The 22,014-nt window shown below is 33.0% G+C and carries 19 protein-coding genes; 15 read left to right on the forward strand and 4 right to left on the reverse strand.

Going from position 1 to position 22,014, the window contains the following annotated elements:
* Window positions 1–99: 99 nt before the first annotated feature.
* Window positions 100–1,848, forward strand: a complete 1,749-nt coding sequence (locus BKH42_RS01295; RefSeq protein WP_095294014.1) for a ShlB/FhaC/HecB family hemolysin secretion/activation protein — start codon at window positions 100–102, stop codon at window positions 1,846–1,848.
* 2 nt (window positions 1,849–1,850) lie between these two features.
* Here BKH42_RS01295 and BKH42_RS01300 read toward each other — a convergent pair whose 3' ends face one another.
* Both BKH42_RS01300 and BKH42_RS01305 read right to left on the reverse strand, forming a co-directional pair.
* Window positions 1,851–3,188, reverse strand: coding sequence for an aminotransferase class V-fold PLP-dependent enzyme (locus BKH42_RS01300; RefSeq protein WP_095294016.1), 1,338 nt, complete (start codon window positions 3,186–3,188; stop codon window positions 1,851–1,853).
* Between the two features lie 10 nt (window positions 3,189–3,198).
* The gene (locus BKH42_RS01305; protein ID WP_095294018.1) at window positions 3,199–3,531 is read right to left on the reverse strand and encodes a histidine triad nucleotide-binding protein; all 333 of its coding nucleotides are present in this window, start codon (window positions 3,529–3,531) and stop codon (window positions 3,199–3,201) included.
* A gap of 115 nt (window positions 3,532–3,646) precedes the next feature.
* Between BKH42_RS01305 and pheS the strand changes: the two genes are divergently transcribed.
* The 8 genes from pheS (at window position 3,647) to BKH42_RS09385 (ending at window position 13,525) form a co-directional block, all read left to right on the forward strand.
* Entirely contained in the window at window positions 3,647–4,636 is a 990-nt protein-coding gene (gene pheS / locus BKH42_RS01310; RefSeq protein WP_095294020.1) for a phenylalanine--tRNA ligase subunit alpha, read from the forward strand.
* Window positions 4,636–6,999, forward strand: a complete 2,364-nt coding sequence (gene pheT, locus BKH42_RS01315; protein ID WP_095294022.1) for a phenylalanine--tRNA ligase subunit beta — start codon at window positions 4,636–4,638, stop codon at window positions 6,997–6,999. Before pheS ends, pheT begins: the two co-directional genes overlap by 1 nt.
* 68 nt (window positions 7,000–7,067) lie before the next feature.
* Window positions 7,068–8,363: a 3-phosphoshikimate 1-carboxyvinyltransferase gene (gene aroA / locus BKH42_RS01320; protein WP_095294024.1), complete on the forward strand. Its 1,296-nt coding sequence runs from the start codon at window positions 7,068–7,070 to the stop codon at window positions 8,361–8,363.
* Between the two features lie 3 nt (window positions 8,364–8,366).
* Window positions 8,367–9,191: a 4-hydroxy-3-methylbut-2-enyl diphosphate reductase gene (locus BKH42_RS01325; protein ID WP_095294026.1), complete on the forward strand. Its 825-nt coding sequence runs from the start codon at window positions 8,367–8,369 to the stop codon at window positions 9,189–9,191.
* Window positions 9,192–9,278: 87 nt separating this feature from the next.
* Entirely contained in the window at window positions 9,279–10,937 is a 1,659-nt protein-coding gene (locus BKH42_RS01330; RefSeq protein WP_095294028.1) for a 30S ribosomal protein S1, read from the forward strand.
* Window positions 10,938–11,007: 70 nt separating this feature from the next.
* On the forward strand, window positions 11,008–11,418 hold the full coding sequence (locus tag BKH42_RS01335; RefSeq protein WP_219349822.1) for a hypothetical protein: 411 nt from the start codon (window positions 11,008–11,010) through the stop codon (window positions 11,416–11,418).
* A 26-nt stretch (window positions 11,419–11,444) separates the two neighbouring features.
* Complete coding sequence (serA, locus tag BKH42_RS01340; RefSeq protein WP_180673897.1) at window positions 11,445–13,025, forward strand: phosphoglycerate dehydrogenase; 1,581 nt, start codon at window positions 11,445–11,447, stop codon at window positions 13,023–13,025.
* A gap of 335 nt (window positions 13,026–13,360) precedes the next feature.
* Window positions 13,361–13,525, forward strand: coding sequence for a hypothetical protein (locus BKH42_RS09385; RefSeq protein WP_180673879.1), 165 nt, complete (start codon window positions 13,361–13,363; stop codon window positions 13,523–13,525).
* A gap of 199 nt (window positions 13,526–13,724) precedes the next feature.
* On the opposite strand, the gene BKH42_RS01345 is transcribed toward BKH42_RS09385, so the two are convergent.
* On the reverse strand, window positions 13,725–14,447 hold the full coding sequence (locus BKH42_RS01345) for an NYN domain-containing protein (RefSeq protein ID WP_095294035.1): 723 nt from the start codon (window positions 14,445–14,447) through the stop codon (window positions 13,725–13,727).
* A gap of 27 nt (window positions 14,448–14,474) precedes the next feature.
* On the reverse strand, window positions 14,475–16,499 hold the full coding sequence (locus BKH42_RS01350; RefSeq protein WP_095294037.1) for an FUSC family protein: 2,025 nt from the start codon (window positions 16,497–16,499) through the stop codon (window positions 14,475–14,477).
* A 180-nt stretch (window positions 16,500–16,679) separates the two neighbouring features.
* Here BKH42_RS01350 and BKH42_RS01360 point away from each other — a divergent pair, with 180 nt between their 5' ends.
* The 6 genes from BKH42_RS01360 to trxB all read left to right on the forward strand — a co-directional run bounded on the left by BKH42_RS01360 (window position 16,680) and on the right by trxB (window position 22,007).
* Window positions 16,680–17,132, forward strand: a complete 453-nt coding sequence (locus tag BKH42_RS01360; RefSeq protein WP_143428546.1) for a hypothetical protein — start codon at window positions 16,680–16,682, stop codon at window positions 17,130–17,132.
* The gene (gene uvrC / locus BKH42_RS01365; RefSeq protein ID WP_257874221.1) at window positions 17,129–18,931 is read left to right on the forward strand and encodes an excinuclease ABC subunit UvrC; all 1,803 of its coding nucleotides are present in this window, start codon (window positions 17,129–17,131) and stop codon (window positions 18,929–18,931) included. The genes BKH42_RS01360 and uvrC overlap by 4 nt, the downstream gene beginning before the upstream one ends.
* A gap of 52 nt (window positions 18,932–18,983) precedes the next feature.
* Entirely contained in the window at window positions 18,984–20,258 is a 1,275-nt protein-coding gene (locus BKH42_RS01370; protein WP_095294042.1) for a homoserine dehydrogenase, read from the forward strand.
* Window positions 20,251–20,577, forward strand: a complete 327-nt coding sequence (locus tag BKH42_RS01375; RefSeq protein ID WP_095294044.1) for a YraN family protein — start codon at window positions 20,251–20,253, stop codon at window positions 20,575–20,577. The genes BKH42_RS01370 and BKH42_RS01375 overlap by 8 nt, the downstream gene beginning before the upstream one ends.
* A 76-nt stretch (window positions 20,578–20,653) precedes the next feature.
* The gene (trxA, locus tag BKH42_RS01380; protein ID WP_095294046.1) at window positions 20,654–20,971 is read left to right on the forward strand and encodes a thioredoxin; all 318 of its coding nucleotides are present in this window, start codon (window positions 20,654–20,656) and stop codon (window positions 20,969–20,971) included.
* A gap of 97 nt (window positions 20,972–21,068) precedes the next feature.
* Window positions 21,069–22,007, forward strand: a complete 939-nt coding sequence (trxB, locus tag BKH42_RS01385; RefSeq protein ID WP_095294048.1) for a thioredoxin-disulfide reductase — start codon at window positions 21,069–21,071, stop codon at window positions 22,005–22,007.
* Window positions 22,008–22,014: the final 7 nt, after the last annotated feature.

Genomic DNA, 22,014 nt, shown 5'->3' on the forward strand with positions numbered 1-22,014 from the left:
AAAATAAAATGTTATCCTTTAGGATTATAAAAAATAAAAACTTAAATAAATATTAATAATTAGGAAGATAAAATTCGACTATAAAGGAGAATTGAGTCAATGGTGAGAAGATATTTGAAGTTGTTATTCATAATCTTAGCTATGTTCATAGGGATAAAAACTCTTTATGCAACAACAGAATCAAAAGATTTCTCATATAATCCTAATGATATGAATGAGCAACTCAATAACCAAAGAAAAGATTTTTTAAATTATCAAAATTTTCAACCATTTAAAAATCATATTCCAGAGCAACCCGCTCAAAAAAGCACGAAACCTCTGCCAAAAAATACTTCTTTGGTATGTTTTGATATTCACAAAATTTATCTTGAGTCAAGTATTCCATCACTCCAAGCTCAAATAGAAAAAGAATTTAAATTTTTAACTCCTATACTGAAATCTTATACTCATCAATGTCTAAATACAGACAAGATTACCGAACTTTTAAATAAACTAAAATTAAAATCTCTGAAAAAAGGTTACATCACAACAGATTTTGGAGTAAAGACTCAAGATCTAAACAACAAAAAACTAATCATCACTCTAAAAACCACTATTCTCAAAGAAATACAATATAAAGACAAAAAAACGATAGCTCGGTTTTGGAGAAAAGATTATTCTATAAAGCCTGGAGATATTTTTACCATCAGGCCTATTGATAGAGGACTTTATAATTTTAAACGATTAAAAACCCTCAATCCAATCATAGAAATTTCATCTACAGAAAAAAGTAATGCTATTCCCGAATCTAAAATCACACTCAATCACCAAAGCAAAACATTGCCTATTTACGCCTCTTTGAGTGCCAATAACGCTGGTTCAATATCAACAGGAATCTATCAGACTTCACTTCAATTTGGATTGGAAAATATTCTTTCTCTAGCTGAAATATTTCGTATTTATGGACTAATCACACCTGCTTGGAAAAATTCTCACAATCTGTATTTTTCAAGTGATTTCAGTATTCCTTTTAGGAGGTTTTTATTTTCCTTCAGTGGTTCATATTCTCAATATGCTCAATCTTTATTAATAAGTAAAAATACCTTTAGTTACAATGGTTATTCCGCAAACATGGATATTAATGGTAATTTTTTGATTTATTTGGACAATCTCAATCAGGTCAGCTTTAATTTTGGATTAGGGAAAAGATGGGCAAAGAATTATATAGAAAATATCGAGCTTCTTCCTCAGAGAAGAAATTTAACCAACATATATGCAAATATAAATTACATTAGATCCATTTATAGGGCTTCTATAAATCTAAGCTTGGGTATTAAGCAAGGAATAAAATTCTTAGGCTCTATGGATAATTTTACAGATTCAGAACAAGAACCAGATTTTTTTTACACTATCCCAACTATTGATGCATATATTTATACACCTTTTAAAATTTTAAATCAAAGTTTTACCTATACAAGCTTGATTAAGACGCAAGTTTCAAGAAAAAGACTTTATGCGAGTGAGAAATTTGGATTGGGAGGAATTTATAGTGTCAGAGGTTTCGATAGTTTGGTTTTAAATGGAGAAATGGGGATATTAAATCGAAATGATTTTACCTACTATCTACCTGCTTTTTTCAAAATCACACTAGCCCCAACAATAGGCTTAGATATGGGATACACCACAGATATTTATAAAAGCATCAATCATGAATCTGATAATGGATTTCTCATAGGTGGAGGCGTGGGATTAAAGCTTTATTGGGGAAAATATTTTAATGCAGAAATTTGGGGATACCACCCTATCTACAATCCACAAGCACTAAAAGGAAGATATTTTTATGCTAACTTGGGTTTTAATTGGGAATAATCTCAACCTCCACGCAATGTTTTAATAGCCTTCTTTAGGCTATTAATAAGATATTCTATATCCTCAAATGAATGTGTATAATGTACGCTGATACGCAACCAGCCAGGCCTTATCTTGAGTGTGTCAAAACTTCCATCTTCCATATCAAGCAAATCATGTCCATAAGGACCTGCACAACTACAACCCGCACGAGTTTGAATATGATAAACATTACTTAAAACAAAGGCTAAATCATAAGGAGAGATCCCTCCTACATTCAAAGAGATAATCCCTATTCTAGGAACTTCAAGATTTCCATAAATCTTAATAGCAGGAATATTAGAGAGTTCATGAAGAATCATTTGTGTGAGTATCTTTTCTCTGCGAATGATATTTTCCAAACCATATTCATCTCTTAGCTTATAAGCCAAAGCGGATCGGTACATCTGAAGCAATCCAGGAGTCCCTGCCTCCTCACGAATTTCTATATCTTCAAAATATTCTTGTGTTTTTCTACTGACATATTTCACAACCCCTCCCCCACTAAAAGTCGGAGAAATATCTGTGTCTATGATTTTTTTTTGTAAGCACAAAAGACCACTTGAGCCCACTCCTCCTAGCAATTTATGAGGAGAAAGAAAACAAGCATCAAATGAACTAGCAGGGATATTCATATGCGAGGAAGAACTCGCCATATCAAATGCTAATAAGGCCTTATGTTTTCTAACCAAAGTTGAAATCTTCTCATAAGGAGCAATTATTCCTGTGACATTTGAGGCTAAATTAAAAGAAGTGATTCTGATATTTCTATCAGATTTTAAAATATCCTCTAAAGCTTTTAAATCAAATACTCCTTCTGTATTTAGATTAACTCGCTTAACCTCGCATATACCTTCTCTCCAGCTAATCTCATTAGAGTGATGTTCATAAGGCCCTATGAGTACTTTTGGAATGGATATTTTTTTTATATCTAAATCTAAGATAGCCCTAGTTTTAGGAGGAATATACACCCCTAAAATTTCTTGAAACTTCTTGATAGCCCCACTAGCACCAAAGCCCGTGGAAAGAATAGCAAAATCCTCATCAAGTTCCAAGCTTTCTCTCAATATATCTTTACTTTTAAGATAAACTTCGCTCATTATTTTGGAATGCGTGGAAGCCTCTGAATGAATATTGGCGTAATAAGGCAAGAGCTTTTTAATACGTTTTTCTACCAATACATGGGCAAGTCCAGAGCCTGTCCAATCAAAATATTTAGTATCTTTTTTTAGTATGACACCATCTCGAATTTGTTTTAATCTATCATTTCTTTCATCTAGTAGCGGTGCAAAAAACTCGCTGAGTAATTTATTTTCGGACATAATTCATCTTTTAAACAAGCTCAGGCCACTTCAATTTTACCCCTCCAAGAATGTGAAAATGAAGATGAGGAACTTCTTGTCCGCCATCATTGCCAATATTTGTAATCAAACGATATCCACTATCTTTAATCCCAAGCTCTTGCACAACCTCCAAGATAAAATCACTCATCTCCGCCATTAAATCAGGAGTTATTTCATTAAAATCTTTGATAGACTTTTTTGGTATCACTAGAGCGTGTATAGGAGCCTTAGGTGCAATGTCATAAAAAGCTAAAAATTTAGAGTTCTCTAAGATTTTTTTAGAAGGAATCTCTCCAGCGATAATTTTCTCAAATATATTCAAACTGCAATCTCCTTGTTTAAATTTCCAAATTATATCTATTTATAAAGTTATTTTGACTAAAATCTCTGCAATGTTTTGTTGTAAAATACGGAAATAAACTTTTAGGATAATCATCTTGGACACACTATTACAAAGACTCAAAAATGCTAAAACCTCACAAGAGTTAGAAACTATCCGCGTGGAAGCCTTGGGGAAAAAAGGCTCTATCACCCAAAAATTCTCTGAACTAAAATCTCTAGAAGGCGAGGCCAAAAAAGAACTAGCAAAAACCTTAAATAATCTCAAAATGAGTTTTGAATCCATTCATCAAGAGAAAAAAACACAGCTTCAAACCCTTGAACTAAAGGCTGCTTTAGAGCAAGAAAAAATTGATGTGAGTTTATTTGTATCCAATCCACACAAAACTTTAGGGCACCCTATCAGTTACACAAAAGATAGAATCATTGATTATTTTACCTATCTTGGATATGAGCTCTGTATAGGACCTTTAATTGAAGATGATTTTCATAATTTTGCCGCACTTAATCTCCCTGAATATCATCCTGCTCGAGATATGCAAGATACTTTTTATTTCAAGGATTCAATGCTCTTGCGTACGCACACTTCACCTGTTCAAATCCGCACGATGCAAACTCAAGTACCCCCTATAAAAATGATTTGTCCAGGCCCAACTTTCAGACGTGATTATGATCTCACGCATACGCCAATGTTTCACCAGGTTGAAGGTCTTGTGGTGGATAATGGAGATAAAGCTAGTTTTTCAAATCTCAAATACACATTGGAAGATTTTTTAAGATATATGTTCGGTGATGTTAAGGTTAGATTTCGTTCTAGTTTTTTCCCCTTTACAGAACCAAGTGCTGAAGTTGATATCAGCTGTGTTTTTTGTGATGGTTGTGGCTGTAGAGTCTGTTCTCAAACAGGTTGGCTCGAAATATTAGGCTGTGGCGTAGTAGATGAATATGTATTTCAAGCAGTGGGATATAAAAATGTGAGTGGATACGCTTTTGGAATGGGTATAGAAAGGTTAGCTATGCTCACTTGTGGAGTTAGCGATTTGAGAAGCTTTTTTGAAACAGATTTAAGAGTATTGGAGCAATTTTAATGATTATAACCACCCATTTATTATCTAAATTCATCAACATATCAGGCATTGATACTAGCAAACTCTGTGACACTCTGAGTGAAATTGGACTAGAGGTAGAGTCTTGTAAAAAGATTGAGTTGCCTCATAAAATAGTCGTAGGAAAAATAGTTGAAAAAACCCCTCATCCAGATGCGGATAAACTCAATATATGTCAGGTTTGTATAGGAGAGGAAACACTTCAAATTATCTGTGGTGCAAAAAATGTCGCCAAAGGCCAATATGTGCCTGTAGCTTTAATCGGAGCTTTCTTGCCAGAAGCAAAAAATGGTGGATTAAAAATACAACAAGCAACCCTTAGAGGGATAGATAGCCATGGCATGATTTGCTCTAGCACAGAACTTGGATTACCTCATATGAATGATGGCATTATGATTTTAGATGAGAGTATCGGCAAGATAGAGCTAGGAAAAGAACTAAAAGAATACTCTTTGTTTAATAATCATATCATCGACATTTCACTCACTCCAAATAGAGGAGATTGTTTATGTGTGCTTGGTGTGGCTAGAGAGATAAGCTCTATTTTTGATCTCCCTATCAACACTTACAATGAAACTGATTCGGACATCGCATTAGGGGTGGGTAGAGTCTTGCAAGTATTCACTGAGGGAAAAATCCAATCCTCACTTTTATATAAGGTAATTGAAGTAAAACAAATCAACACTCCATTAGAAGTTGAGCTATCTTTAGCTCTGAATAATACATTACAAAAAAGTCCTATTCAAAATATCATTGAATACAGCACTTATATGAGTGGGGTCATCTTAAATGCTTATGCAATAAAAAATCCAGAAGTGATTGAATCAAACAAGGGTCCTGAAGTTTCTTTGAGTATCAAAAAAGATGAAAGTGGCTTTGAGGCGGTTTTCTTGGATAAAAAGCTATCCATCATAGGCGTAGGAAATCAAATTGATCAAGACCTAGATACCCTACCTAAGACTATCATCATAGAAGCAAGCTATATTGATCCGATCTTTATTTCAAAAATGCTCTTTAAAAACAAACCTAAACAAAATAAATCACTCATTTATCGATCCACTAGAGGATCAAACCCTCAACTAGAAACAGGAATGAATTATTTGTGCAAAAGTTTTTCAGATTTTACAAAATGCCTCATATATTCTGGCGTTCAAGAGGTAAAACAAGAATATGAAGACACGATTATCAATACAACTTTTAACACTATTTGCAACATAATTGGCAAAAGTATTGATAAAGAAGAAATCGCAAGAATTCTAAAAAGCTTGAATTTTAGAATAAAAGCCACCTCTGATGATAATTTTTTCAGCATCATTCCACCAAGTTATCGACACGATATTAAAACCAAACAAGATGCCGCAGAAGAATTTTTGCGTATCTATGGTATTAGAAATATTCCATCAAGCCCCCACAATACGATTGAAAAACCCTACCGCAATGAAGGGTATATTTTCTATAAAAATCAACGAAACATAGCTACAAAAGCTTTAGCAATGGGCTTTATTGAAACCATTCACTATTTATTTTATCAAAAAGAAAAATTGCAGGATCTAGGGTTTCCTACACTTAAAGAAGAACTAGATTTACAAAATCCCATCACTTCAGAACTAAACACTTTGCGAACTTCTCTTATTCCAGCGATGCTTGATTCAATACTTAGAAATAAAAATCTAGATTACAAAAGTATCAAAATATTTGAAATAGGAAGCATCTACAATCAAAATAGAGAAGAAAAAACAAGCATTGCATTTATGGTGAACGGATTAAAGATTCCAGAAACATACCCTTATCCAAAGGGTATTGCTTGGGATTTTTATGATTTTTGTAAGAGCATTTCTTGCATTATCGGAGATTTTGAACTCAAACCCTTGAATGAAGAACAAGTCAATAAAACCATTCATCCCTATCAAAGTGCAAATATATTTATTGATGGAAAACAAGCTGGAATTATAAGCAAACTAAATCCCATCCTTGCGAAAGAATTGGGAATTTATGAGGGATTCTTCTGTGAAGTTGATTTTGAAAATATTATTCCTAAACATATTGTTGCAAAAGAATTTTCTAAATATCCTTCAACCCAAAAAGACATCACTATTCTTATTGATAGAAAAATTTCTTTTGAAGAAATCGCTACCAAAATAAAAAAAGCTAAAATTCCCAATCTAAAAGATATCTACCCACTAGATATCTATGAGGAATCCATCACAGATAGACATATTGCTCTTAGCATTCGTATGGACATTCAATCAATGGAGGAGACTTTAACAGAAAATGATTTTACAAATATCACACAAGAAGTACTTGAGATCATAAGAATCAACTTTGATGCTAAACTCAAGGAATAAAATGCAAATTTCTATTAACAACCCAATCAAATCTCATAATCACAAAAATTATAATTTGTGGAGAACAGATGAGAATCACTGAAGTTAAGGCAACAAAAAAGTTTGAATTAGAAGTTGATAGCATCGCTTCTGATAAATCCATTTCACATCGATGTGCCATTTTTAGTTTGCTTAGCAATAAGCCTTCTTTAATTCGTAATTATCTTTTAGGAGAAGACACCCTAAACACATTAAAAATAGCTAAACAGCTAGGTTTGCAAGTACAGGAAATAAACAAAAATCAAATGAAATTCATCCCTCCAAAACAAGGAATCCAAGAACCTGATAATATCCTTGATTGCGGAAATGCAGGGACAGCTATCAGGCTCTATACAGGATTACTTTGTGCCCAAAAGGGGTATTTTACTCTCACAGGAGATGAATATCTAAGGGTGCGTCCTATGAAAAGGATTATTGAACCCCTTAAAAATATAGGAGCCAAAATCTATGCTAGAAAACAAAATTCTTTCGCACCAATAACAGTCATAGGACAAGAACTTCAGGGTTTTGATTACAAAAGCCCTATTTCGTCTGCACAAGTTAAAAGTGCGATGATATTAGCGGCCTTAAATTCAACCCAAATTTCAAAATTTAGCGAACCGCATTTGAGCCGAGACCACACCGAAAATATGCTTAAGGGCATGGGAGCAAAAATAAACAGCAATGCTGATGTTATCGAAATTTCACCGCTAGAGCATCCTTTAGAAGCTATGAATATAAATATTCCTTCAGATCCTTCTAGTGCATTTTTTTTCGCAATAGCTGCAGCAATTGTGCCTAACTCAAAGATATTATTAAAAAATGTACTACTCAATAAAACCCGAATAGAAGCGTTTAAAGTACTCGAAAAAATGGGGGCAAAAATACAATACTCTAGCACAAATAAAGATTATGAAGATATTGGAGACATTTATGTAGAGCAAAAATCCTTGCACGGAGTTGATATTAAAGAAAATATTTCTTGGCTTATTGATGAAATTCCTGCCTTAAGTATCGCTATGGCAGTTGCCAAAGGAAAAAGCACCATCAAAAATGCCCATGAGCTTCGCGTGAAAGAAACTGACAGAATCAAAGCTGTGGTTACAAATTTAGAAAAAATGGGTATAAGGTGCGAAGAATTTGAAGATGGCTATTCTATAGAAGGTGGAGAATTAAAATTTAATGTTTTAGAAAGTTTTGGGGATCATAGGATAGCTATGAGTTTTGCGATTGCTGGGCTAATAAGTGGATCTAAAATAAAAGATTCTGAATGTATTGATGTGTCTTTTCCAAATTTTTTAGATATCCTCCAAAAAATCACAAAAGTACAAAATCAAGGAAGTTAAAATATGGAAATAAAATTAGCTAAAAAATATGGATTTTGTTTTGGGGTCAAACGTGCGATACAAATCGCAGAAAAAACAAAAAATAGCATCACCTTAGGACCACTCATTCATAATCCAAAAGAAATATCTAGATTGCAAATGAAATTTGGTGTAAAAGTAGAAGAAAATACCCAAACTATTAAAAACGGTCAAAATGTCATCATAAGAACACATGGTATTCCAAAAGATGATTTAAAATATCTCAAGACAAAAGATGTCCAAATCACTGATGCAACCTGCCCGTATGTCACTAAACCTCAAGAGATTGTGGAATCTATGAGTGAAGAAGGCTATCAAATCATCATCTTTGGAGATAAAACTCATCCTGAAGTTAAAGGAGTGATGAGTTATTCAATCACTGATCCAATAGTTGTGAGCTCATTAGAAGAATTAAAAGAAGCAAAAATCAAGAAAAAAATAGCCTTGGTATCCCAAACTACAAAACAAGCTGAAAATTTACTTAAAATAGCTTCTTATCTTATAACTCACTGCTATGAAGCAAGAATATTCAATACTATTTGTAATGCAACTTCAGACAATCAAGAATCTGCTAGAGAGCTTAGCAAAGAAGTTGATGTGATGATTGTTGTAGGAGGAAAAACCTCCTCAAATACAAAACAACTTCTCAATATTGCACTTCAAAACTGTCCTGATAGCTATCTAGTAGAAGATGAGAATGATCTTTGCAAGGAATGGTTCAAGGATAAAAACGTGTGCGGGATAACAGCTGGAGCCTCAACTCCTGATTGGATTATTGATAAAGTAAAGGAAAAAATCCAATCTTTATAGAAATTTCAAAAATCTAAAAGATTTTTATAGCTTTAAAAGGAAACTATAGCTAAAATGCCTAAAAAATCAAATAATTAAAGGGAACAGATGAGAGTGGTTTTAGAGAACTTGGAAGATTTTGAGGAAAATGAAGATTTCGCAAAACTTCTACAAGAGAGCGAAAAATCTTATGATAACGGGACAATCAAAGATGGAGTTATCGTATCTATAAACGACGAATTTGCTATGATAGATGTGGGAGAAAAGATTGAGGGTAGATTGAGTCTTTCAGAAATAAAAGACTCACAGGAAAATATTTTATTCAAAGAAGGGGATAAAATAGAGGTATATGTCTCTCAAGGAAGGGGAGAAAGACCTAATGTTTCTTACAAAAAAGCAATTCGCAGTAAAAAAATAAAAGAAAAAATAAAAGAATTTGGTGAAGATTATAAAGATAAAGTTATTGAGGGGAAAATTATAAGAAAAAATAAGGGTGGATATATAGTTGAATCTGATGGAATTGAATATTTTATGCCTAAATTCAATTCATCTCTGAAAGATGATGCCAAGAATATTGACAAAAGAATTAAAGCTTGTGTGGTTAATATTCGTCCTGATGATGATTCTATAGTCATCTCGCGAAAAAGATTTTTTGAAATAGATGATAAAAATCAATCTGAAGGTGCTAAAAAACTCGTTGAATCTGGAAAAGTTTATACAGCCCTTATAAAAAGTATCACTGCATTTGGTATGTTTGTGGAAGTAGAAGGAATTGAGGGGCTGGTGCATTACACCGAAATAAGCCACAAAGGACCTGTAAATCCAGCTAAGTATTACAAAGAAGGAGACAAAGTCGAAGTTAAGGCTATCTCTTATGATGAAGCAAAAAGACGTCTTTCGTTCTCAATTAGAGCTATTGGGGAGGATCCTTGGAAAGAAATTCAAAAAGAACTCAAGACTGGATATGCTATCAAGGTTGTGGTTAGCAATATTGAGCCCTATGGAGCATTTGTAGATATTGGAAATGACATTGAGGGCTTTTTGCATATCTCTGAAATCTCCTGGAGTAAAGATATTAAACACCCTGATGAATATCTCAAAGTTGGTCAAGAAATTGATGTAGAAGTTATCGAAATTGATTCTGAAAATAGACGACTTCGGGTTTCTTTGAAAAAACTACTTGACAAACCCTTTAATGATTTTATAAAAAAGCATCACATAGGTGATGTTATTAAAGGAAAAATCGCTACACTAACTGATTTTGGAGCTTTTGTGAATTTTGGTGGATTAGATGGTTTGCTACACAATGATGATACTTTTTGGGATAGAGGTCAAAAATGTAAAGATATTTTCAAAATAGGCGAAGAAGTTGAAGTCAAGCTAACTAAAATCGACAAAGAAAGAGAAAAAATCTCTCTAAGCATGAAGGCACTAAAACCATCTCCTACAGAGGAATTTGCTCAAAAATACAACATTGATGATGTGGTCAATGGCAAAGTCATTGATATTAGAGATTTTGGCATATTCATTAAAATAGGCGATATGGATGCTCTCATTAAAAATGAAGATTTATTCCCTCTAAAAAAAGAAGATATAAAAATTGATGATGACATCGAGGGAGTGGTGGCTTTTATAGACAAAGTTGCCAATAAAGTTCGTGTATCTATAAAAAGATTGGAACGTAAAAAAGAAAAAGATGAATTAAAAGCCTTCAATTCAAACGAGGATAAAATGACTTTAGGCGATCTCATAAAAGATAGAATCTGATTCATATAATATGAAGATAAAGCTACTATTAGGATTTTTTTTAATAGTTATTTTTGCTTTATCAATTTATGTGCTTAGACTTTTTTATACTCATCATAAAGTGAGTATAAAAATAGACTATCCATCTTCTAATATCCACGTTCCAAATCAAAACGAAACTCTCATAGAGCATGATAAATCCTGGCTCAAAGATTCTTTGAAAAACTTTAAGCCCTATACTTACCCTGCCACAGAAATTAAAATCCATATGGACTTTAAATCTCCTGATGATAAGTCAATCCCTACAAAATTAGTTATTGATAACCTTGATGAATATAAGTTTTTTTGTCTGAACGAAATTTTAAAAGAAAAAAAACTTGAATTCGCCTACTATCAGGCAAAAAACTCCACCAATATAGTGATTTTTTTACCATCTGATAAAAGAAGAAATCAAATAATGCAAGATCTTAAATATTATGAGATACAATATAAGCTTCAATAGCTTTAAGGAGTTAGTTTATGAGCAATATATCTAAAATAATCGTTTGTGATCATATACATCAAAGAGGATTGGATCTTCTAGAAAATCAAAATGATATCCAAATGCAAAATCTAGCAGATTTGCCTAAAGATCAACTTCTAACCCTAATTAAAGACGCTGATGTTGTCATCACTAGAAGTTCTACAGCGGTAGATGAGAAATTTTTAAATTCCATTGGAAAACTCAAAGCTATTGTAAGAGCTGGGGTGGGGGTAGATAATGTAGATATAGAAAATTGTTCCCGAAAAGGTGTTGTAGTGATGAATGTACCTACGGCTAATACTATCGCCGCCGTAGAACTCACGATGGCTCATATCATCAATGCTGTCAGAAATTTCCCTGGTGCTGATTATCAACTCAGGATTGAACGAAAATGGAAACGTGAAGATTGGTATGGTACAGAATTAAAAGGGAAAAAACTAGGCATCATTGGATTTGGCAATATTGGTTCTAGGGTTGGAATTAGAGCTAAAGCATTTGAAATGGATATACTTGCCTACGATCCTTATATTCAACCTTCAAAAGCTACAGATATGGGAATAAGCTATACTAAGAATTTTGAAGATATCCTCAAATGCGATATTATCACTATCCATACTCCCAAAAACGAAGAGACGAAAAATATCATCACTTCTAATGAGATCTCAAAAATGAAAGATGGGGTTATCCTCATTAACTGTGCGAGAGGGGGTCTGTACAACGAGGAAGATATTTTCAATGCACTTAAAAGCAAAAAAATCAGATGGGCTGGAATAGATGTTTTTACAAAAGAACCTGGCTTCAATAATCCACTGCTTGATCTGGATAATGTTTATGTAACTCCTCATATTGGAGCCAATACACTAGAATCTCAAGAACAAATCGCCTTACAAGCCGCACAAGCAGCTCTTGAAGCCGCTAGAGGTGCAAGCTATCCCAATGCACTAAATCTGCCTGTAAAAGAGAATGAAATTCACGAAAATGTTAAAGCATACCTAGAGCTCACACAAAAGCTAGGCTTTTTTTGTGCTCAAGCAAACAAGGACGCCATCACTTCCATTCACCTCAATATTGATGGAGAGATAAGCCAATACAGCAATTCCTTGATCACTTTCGCACTTGTTGGAATACTCAAGCCATCATTGGGAGAAAATATCAATTATGTTAATGCACAATTTTTGGCAAAAGAAAGAGGTATTGAGATACATGTCAAGACAAAAGAAATGTCAAATTCTTATAAAAATCTCATCACTATAACTCTCACCACCTCTAGTGAATCTTTAAGCGTGAGTGGAACAGTATTTGAAGATAATATTATAAAGCTCACAAATATCAATGGGTTTAACATAGACATAGAACCTAAAGGCAAAATGATATTATTCAAAAATACCGATGTACCAGGCGTCATAGGAAGCGTTGGAAATACTTTGGCCAAACATCATATCAATATCTCTGATTTTAGACTCGGTAGGAATTCAAACAAAGAAGCTCTAGCACTTATTATTATTGATGAACAAATCCCTCAAAAGGCGATTGAAGAACTCAAAAATATTCCCGCTTGTTTGAGCATACGAACTGTGACTATCTAGGGTTTGGTGTTTGATGAGTTTTTTTTACAAAACTTATTTAAGCATACACAAACCCTAAGTATTTAAATCGCTTTTATATGAATACAATAAATGGACACTTATTTAGATCCATGAACTCCAACTATCCAAAAAAAGATGGCCAATCATATCAATTTCGTTAAAATTTGTTTAATTACCTAAACCCTATCTATCTAAAAGCACTTGAAAATGTATTAGCCAAAATTGTAACGCTGAAAGAATATCTTCTAAAAAGAATTCAGATCGTTATTTTGCTACAAAAACGAGTTGAACATATAGCCTCCCCATAGAAGTGGAATAAAAAGCCTTAACCGACAATGTGGTTTGAACATAAAAACCACAACCATCTAGAAACTTTTAAAAAATGGAAAAATGGGGGGGGGGTGTTTGGCGAGAAAAATAACCACCTAAAGCTCAATATCTCTGATGGTATTCAAATACGGAGCTTTTTTGAACGCAAACAACAAGTATCCAAAAGGTGATGAGTTTTTTAGAGAGTTTAAGATATTTAAAATACAACAACAATAAGCATCTAAAAAACCAGAAACTTAAGCTTAATCAATCAGTTTAATTTATTTAAAATACAACAACGGTGACCATCTAAAAACCAGAAAACTTTACGAGAAAGTCTCTTTTCTTTGGGCATAAGAACCCTTAACCATCTAAAAGATTTATAGATGGTTATTTTTTTCTGTATTGAACACTCATAACGCTATTATTCACGCCACTATAGCTTATTTCAAAATAATCAGGCAAAGCCTTAAAAACATCGCCCCAACTATCCTGACCACAAGAAGAGGCGGCTTTAAGATAATTATTTTTGATCCACAACCCCACTCTTGAAACGAGTGATTTTCCATCATCTCCAGAAGTTGATTCAACCGCATTTCTTAATAATTTAATTAAATTTTTATCTTTATAAAGTTGAGAATTAGGCTTATCTGCAACCCCAATCTCTTCAAAATTTGTAAAAGCCTTACGAAAATCTTCTCTAGTCTTTTTTTCTCCAAATCCAATCGCAGGAATCCCCTTGGCTCTAATTTCTTGTGCAAGAGGTGCAAAATCACTATCGCTAGTTGCCAAAGCAATGCATTCCATAGTCCCAGAATGCAGCGTATTGATAACATCAATGGTGATTTTAATATCAGAAGAGTTTTTTCCAGCACTACCCCCATCTCCATTTCGATTTCCTGTAATAATATGAATAGGTTCTATGGAATATTTAATAAGTCCCTCTTCCCAATTTTTAATACCATTATTTCTCCAATCCCCATAAGCTTTTTTTACACACACTTCCCCGACATCACTGAGTCTTTCCATAATATCATCAATCAATTTATGACTGATATTTTCACAATCTATAAAAAGAGCTACCTTTTTCCTCTCTTTTGAATTCAATTCCATCAAAGTACTCCTACTTTATATATTTGATCAGTATTTTATATTTGATAAGATAGCCAAATACAATTGATTTTGCAACATAAAAACATCTTCAACCATCATGTTAAATTTATCATCTAGAGCCAAAAATCTTCCATCTTTTTCTTCTTTGAAATAATAAGGCAACCGATCTATAAGCTTAACAAGCATTTCATATCTAGTCAAAATAAGCCTGATATCATTATTAAAAATCTCTTTATTCTCAGCCATATCTTCAAAAACACAAAGATAATCATAAAGTTTATTAGTGCTTTGATTGAGTAAATCAATCATTTCCAAAGCTGTTTGGGCATTTTTAATATCTGTTTTTGAATACGTATTTTTTTCTTCTTTTGCATCACTGATTGAAGTAGCTAATAAATTATATTGATTAAAAAATTCACTCTCCAAACTCAAAAATTCTCTCTTTTTGAGGCTTAAATTGTCTAGATTTTTATAAATAAAGGAAAGTATTTTCTCCAGAAAGGAGATGTTTTGCCTAATATTGGGCAAAACATCATCTCCACTATATTTTGGCCATATAAACCAAAATGCTCCAAAAACCACACAAAATGCTATCAAGATATCTAAAAGTCGTCCAAAAATCAATTCCAAAAAATCCTCTCTTAACATTGCAAACATCATCACAAAAGCAATCATCATAACACCAGACCAAATAGCATATGGATATACCCGCAGGTAAATGAACAAAAATAGCACAATCATAAAAAGTGGATAAAAAACAAATGTTTTACCAAATAAACTTACAAAAATAATTCCACAAACCAATCCCAGAAAAGTACCTAAAAAATAATCCTTAGTAATATCTTTTATAGATCCTAAGTTAGGTCTCATAATAGCCATTGCACCTATTGCAATCCATATGCCATGATCTATTTTTAAGTACTGAGCTATAAAAATAGTAATCCCCAAGGTGAGAGAATATTTAATTGAATACCTACATACAGGATCAAGATGGATGATACTATCTAGGATATTATTGAAATTTTTTGAAGGCATTACTTGAGTAAGATAAGCTTCTTCCTCCCCTCCCCTACGAAAAGACTCCATTTTATTATAAATAATTTTAACCGAGCTTGCAAATACTTTATTACAATCTGAATCCAAAACCTTTTGCAATATTTCTTTAGTTAAAACAGGACGAGACCCATAAAACATTTTGGATAACTCTCTTAAGTTCGCCACAATTTCATTCTTTACCTCATAAAATGACTCATCAATCTTATTTGAATTAAAATAATAGTGAATGGAATTTATTGAATGATAAATTTCTTCAATACGATAAAGATAAAATAAAGTTCGTTTTGTGTTTTTAATGATATGCGGATCCTTTATCTTTCCAGCACGAGAATTCAGGATATGCTTTATAGATTCAATCTGCATCAGGGTTTGATTTCTAATTTTAAAATAATCCCTAGGATTAGAAATATTACCGATCATCAACTCAAGATCAAACAACAAGGAAGAAAAATTTTTCTTGGTAAATTTGCCATATTTTCCATTGGAGATAAAAAACAACATTCCAATGCCTATAAATCCACCAATGACAATAGTCAAAATCTCATCTTTAAGCGCTATAGGAATATTTGAATTCACATAAATACAAGCCACCAAGCCATTTATGAGCACCATATTCAATACTTTCTGTAAATCGATGTTATAAACGCTAGAAATTCCTGCGATAAAAGCAGTGAACATTACAGGTAAAAAAAGCCAAAATCCAAATCTAGAAAAGACACTAAAGACAAAAACTGACAATGAAGTCAATAAAATAAATAAAACCAAATAACCGATTTTATTTTTATCTCCAATAAGGGTATTTAAAAAATAAATATATATAGGCGAGAGGGCTGCCCATACCAAGACGCCTGAATCAAATAAAAAATAATTAACAATCATACTCAAAAATACAGCTATGAGGGTCTTCAAAGAATAAATCAGACTAAAATAACCTGGATCATAAACATAAATATATCTCAAAAAATATTTTTTAAAAAATCCTTCATAAGACAACACTGTTTATCCTAATTATTTCTACAAAATGAAATCAAATCAAGAAAATTTAAATTCAAAACAACCACCCAAAGCAGTAATATTTCTAAAAATCTCACCATTTAAAAACGAGGTCTTATAAAATGGATCAGCCTTGTAGCCACAACCATAAAAAACAAATAATAAATATGTTAAAATCAAGATATGAAAAGTTCTCAAAGTATCATCTCCAATATCAAAAATCAAGCACCTTTCAAGAAGTTGCAAGAGTGCTCACAGCTAGATAAAATCAAGCTCTTTTTGCCGCTTGAAATGCGAAAATCACTCCTATATATCTCATACAAAAACAATCGCCTACTTTTTGCATTCAACCATCAGGGATTTTGTGCTGAGTTCAACAATTATATTCGTAATGATATAAAAGAGAGTTTAAAAAACTATCCAGATTTTTTTAGTTTTATTTCATCAAGTCCTGAAATTTTAGGCTTTGTGCAGCATAATTTTCTATCATCAACACAAGAAAATGTAGATAGATCAGAACCTTATAACGAAAACTCTAATGGAGAATTTTTAAATCTAACAAAAAACCCACAATTGTATGAAATTTTTGAGTCTATCCGTGCATTGATTTTAAAAAATTTAAGAGATGATGCTTGAATGCCTCTTTAATAGAACGAATCAAAAATCTTCCCACCACTAGCGGTGTGTATCAATACTATGATAAACATAACAAGCTTTTATATATTGGTAAAGCAAAAAATCTCAAAAATCGCATTAAAAGTTATTTCAGAATAGAAAATGATAAAATTTTTCCCAATCCATCCAATGGCCATCGTATCCAAATGATGGTCTCTCAGATAGCCTATCTTCAAACCCTGCTAGTACAAAACGAACAAGATGCACTTATTTTAGAAAATTCTCTGATAAAACAACTCAAGCCAAAATACAACATTTTATTGCGAGATGATAAAACTTATCCTTATATTTATATTGATATGTCTGAGGAATTCCCAACACCTTCAATCACTAGAAAAATCATCAAAAATAAAAATGTCAAATATTTTGGACCATACACATCAGGATCAAGAGAAATCCTAGATAGTTTGTATGAGATATTACCTCTTGTGCAAAAAAGAGCTTGTTTGAATGGAAAAAAAGCTTGTCTATTTTATCAGATAAAACGCTGTCCTGCCCCTTGTGAAGGAAAGATTAGTGCATCTGAATATCATCAAATCATCACTCAAGCTATCAACTTAATTCAAAATAAAAACAAACTCCTAGGTGAATTGGAATCAAAAATGATCTCCCTCTCAGATAAAATGCGATTTGAAGAAGCGATGATTTATCGAGATAGAATCAAAAAACTACAAAGTATTGAGAATTTTTCAAATATAGATTTAGCAAAACTCTATAATCTGGATATTTTTGCCCTCTCTTATGAGGGAAAAAATGCTATTTTATCAAAGCTTTTTATGCGTGATGGAAAAATTGTATCTTCAAACTTTGAACACATCAAATCTGAGTATGCTTTTGATGAAAATTCTATCTATCAACAAGCTATAATCAACCACTACAAAGAAGAAATTCCACTCCCTCCAGATCAAATACTCATACCTTCTATCAGTTCACAAGAAGATATTAACGAATTAGAAGAGTTTCTTCAAAATCACTGTAAAAGAAAAATCCAAATCCTGATTCCTCAAAAAGGAGACAAAAAAAATCTCATTGAACTTGCTTTCAAAAATGCCAATGAAATTTTAAGACTTCAAAGCTCTAGAAGTTATCTTGAAGACACTTTATTGCTGGAGTTAAAAGAATTATTAAACCTCAATGAGATTCCTTTTGTGATAGAAGTATTTGACACAAGCCATCACTCTGGTAGTCATATCGTAGGAGGTATGGTTGTGTATGAAAATATGAATTTTATCAAAGATAGCTACAGGCGTTATATTTTGGAAGGAAAAGATGAATACTCCCAAATCAAAGAGATGTTGATTAGACGTGCCAAAGATTTCTCCAAAAAAGCACCGCCTAATCTCTGGATTATAGATGGAGGAAAAGCTCAAATCAATCTAGCTAGAGATATCCTTCAAAGTGTTGGAGTGGATATTGACATTATAGGTATCGCCAAAGAAAAAATTGACTCCAAAGCCCACCGTGCAAAAGGAAGTGCTAAAGACACTATATATACTCTTGAGAGAACTTTTCATCTAAAACCTTCAGACAAAAGACTTCAGTTTTTACAAAAACTCCGTGATGAAGTTCATCGATATGCCATCACTTTTCACCGCCAACAAAAACAAAAAGATATGCACAAAATATCTCTTTTGGAGAAAAAAGGTATTGGTAAAACAAGCGTAAAGAAATTATTAGATTTTTTTGGTTCATTTGAGGCAATAGAAAATGCAACTCCTGATGAAATCAAAGAAGTTTTAAGCAAAAAGCTCAAATACTAGCTTAAGAGTTTGGCTAAAATTACAAAATAATTATTCATAATCAAGGTTTAAAATGATGAAAAATATCAATATTGGTGTTATTGGCGTGGGCGTTGTAGGAACTAGCGTGATAAAGATCCTACAAGAAAATAAGGAAATTATTTCTGCAAGAGCAGGTGCGAATGTAGTAGTCAAAAAAGGGGTCATCAGAAATCTATCAAAAGCAAGAGATGTGAATATTCCTTTGAGTGATAATATTGATGAGATTTTTAAAGATGATGAAATTGACATTGTTATTGAATTAATGGGAGGAGTGGAAGAAGCTTATGAGATAGCAAAAAAAGCACTTCAAAATAAAAAAGCACTTATCACGGCAAATAAAGCTATGTTGGCTTATCATCGATATGATTTACAAAAAATTGCCAAGGATATTCCCATTGGTTTTGAAGCAAGCGTGTGTGGGGGAATACCCATCATCAAAGCACTAAAAGATGGCTTAGGAGCTAATCATATCTTAGCACTCAAAGGAATTCTAAATGGTACAAGCAACTACATACTCACTCAAATGATACAAGAAAATCAAGATTTTAATGACGCTCTTTCTCAAGCTCAAAAGTTAGGTTATGCCGAAGCTGATCCTAGTTTAGATATTAATGGCATAGATGCTGGTCATAAATTATTAATTTTAGCTTCACTAGCTTATGGAATTGATGCCAAACCTCAGGACATCATCATAGAAGGTATTGAATCTATCAACTCTGATGATATTGAATTTGCAAACGAATTTGGTTATTCCATCAAACTTTTAGGAATTGCCAAAAAAGAGGGGAATGAAGTTGAGCTTAGAGTTCATCCAACGATGATCAATAAAAATCAGATGATTGCAAAAGTTGAAGGTGTGATGAATGGAATCAGTGTTATAGGCGATAGGGTTGGTGAAACTCTATATTATGGAGCGGGAGCGGGAGGTGATGCAACGGCAAGTGCTGTTATTAGCGATATTATAGAAATCATTAGGGGGAAAAGTTCATTGATGTTAGGATTTGAAAACTCTCCTCACACACCTCTTAGTTTAAAATCCAAAGACTCTATCAAAAGTCATTATTATATAAGACTACTAGCTATTGATAAGCCTGGTGTTCTCGCACAAATTGCTTCTATAATGAGTAAAAATAATATTTCTATCAGTGCATTTTTGCAAAAAGAATCCAAACAAAAAAATAGTGCAAAAATACTCTTTGCCACTCATGTCACAACTGAATATGCTATTAAAAATACGATTACTGAAATCAAAAAATTAGATTCTATTCTTCAAGAACCCTACATCATAAGAATTGAAGATGAGTAGGAAAAAGGGTCTTTACGCAGAAAGTTTGGCTTGTGAATATCTACAAAAAAATGGCTATGAAATCATACAGAGGAATTTTTCATCTAAATATGGTGAAATAGACATCATTGCACTAAAAAGCAAAATCATTCATTTCATTGAAGTCAAAAGTGGCAAGAATTTTGAGCCCATATACGCAATCACACCTAAGAAAATGTCTAAAATTATAAAGACAATCCAATATTATCTACTCCAATATGATCCCCAAACAACCTACTGCATTGATGCACTTATCATCAAAGACGAAGACATTAATTTGATAGAAAATATCACTTTATAAAAATTATTCATATGATATTTAAAATTTATATTTTTTTATGTATAATCAACGCCATATTTAAATAATGGAGAAGAAAATGAGTAAATACATAGAATTAACAAAAGAAAACTTTGATACTATAACAAAAAATGGCGTGGCTCTAGTTGATTTTTGGGCTCCTTGGTGTGGTCCTTGCAGGATGTTAGCTCCTGTGATTGATGAATTAGCACAAGAATATGAAGGTAAAGTTGCTATTTGCAAGGTCAATACAGATGAACAAGATGAACTTTCTGCAAAATATGGGATCAGAAGCATCCCTTCTATTATTTTTATGAAAAATGGAGAGGTTGTAGATCAAATCACAGGTGCTGTATCCAAACAAGTTCTAAAAGATAAAATCGATTCTATATCCTAATTTTTCCGTGATCTAGATCACGGGCTTTTATATACTCATCATTTATGATTCAATACTAACATATTTATCAAATAAAAATTTTTATCGGAGGCTTTTTATGATTGATTTAGCAATTATTGGTGGAGGTCCTGCTGGATTATCTGCTGGACTTTATGCCACAAGAGGAGGTATCAAAGATGTTGTATTGTTTGAAAAAGGAATGCCTGGGGGTCAAATCACTGGAAGCAGTGAGATAGAAAACTACCCAGGAGTAAAAGAAGTCCTCAGTGGTCTAGATTTTATGGAGCCCTGGCAAGAACAGTGCTTTCGTTTTGGACTCAAGCACGAAATGGTAGAGGTTTCTACCATAACAAAAGAAGGCAAAATATTCAAAATCTTCCAAAACGATGGCAAAGTAGTTGAGGCTAGAAGCGTTATTGTTACAACCGGAGGAAGACCTAAAAGAACAGGTATCAAAGGCGAAGATGAATTTTGGGGGAAAGGAGTTAGCACCTGTGCTACTTGCGATGGATTTTTTTACAAAAATAAAGAGGTTGCCGTGCTAGGTGGTGGTGATACAGCACTTGAAGAAGCTATCTATCTGACAAAAATGTGTAAAAAAGTCTATGTTATCCACAGAAGATCAGAATTTAGAGCAGCGCCTATCACAGTAGAACATGCCAAAAAAAATGAAAAAATCCAATTCATTACTCCTGCGACTGTAGAAGAAATCAAAGGCGATAATGGCGGTGTGAATTCTATAACTATCAAGAACATTCAAACAAACCAAACAACCCAACTTGATGTACCTGGCATATTCATATTTGTAGGCTATGAGGTTAATAACAATATTCTCAAGCAAAGTAATGGCACGATGCTATGTGAATGCGATCAATATGGATCAATGATTGTGGATTTGAATATGAGAACAAATATTGAAGGCTTATTTGGTGCGGGAGATATTCGGACAAAGGCCTCAAAACAGGTCATTTGTGCAGCTGGAGATGGAGCAACCGCAGGACTTGAAGCTATAGCATACCTTGATTCTCACAAATAATTTAGGA

Origin of the sequence: Helicobacter sp. 13S00482-2, from assembly GCF_002272795.1 — a bacterium.
Classification (GTDB): domain Bacteria; phylum Campylobacterota; class Campylobacteria; order Campylobacterales; family Helicobacteraceae; genus Helicobacter_J.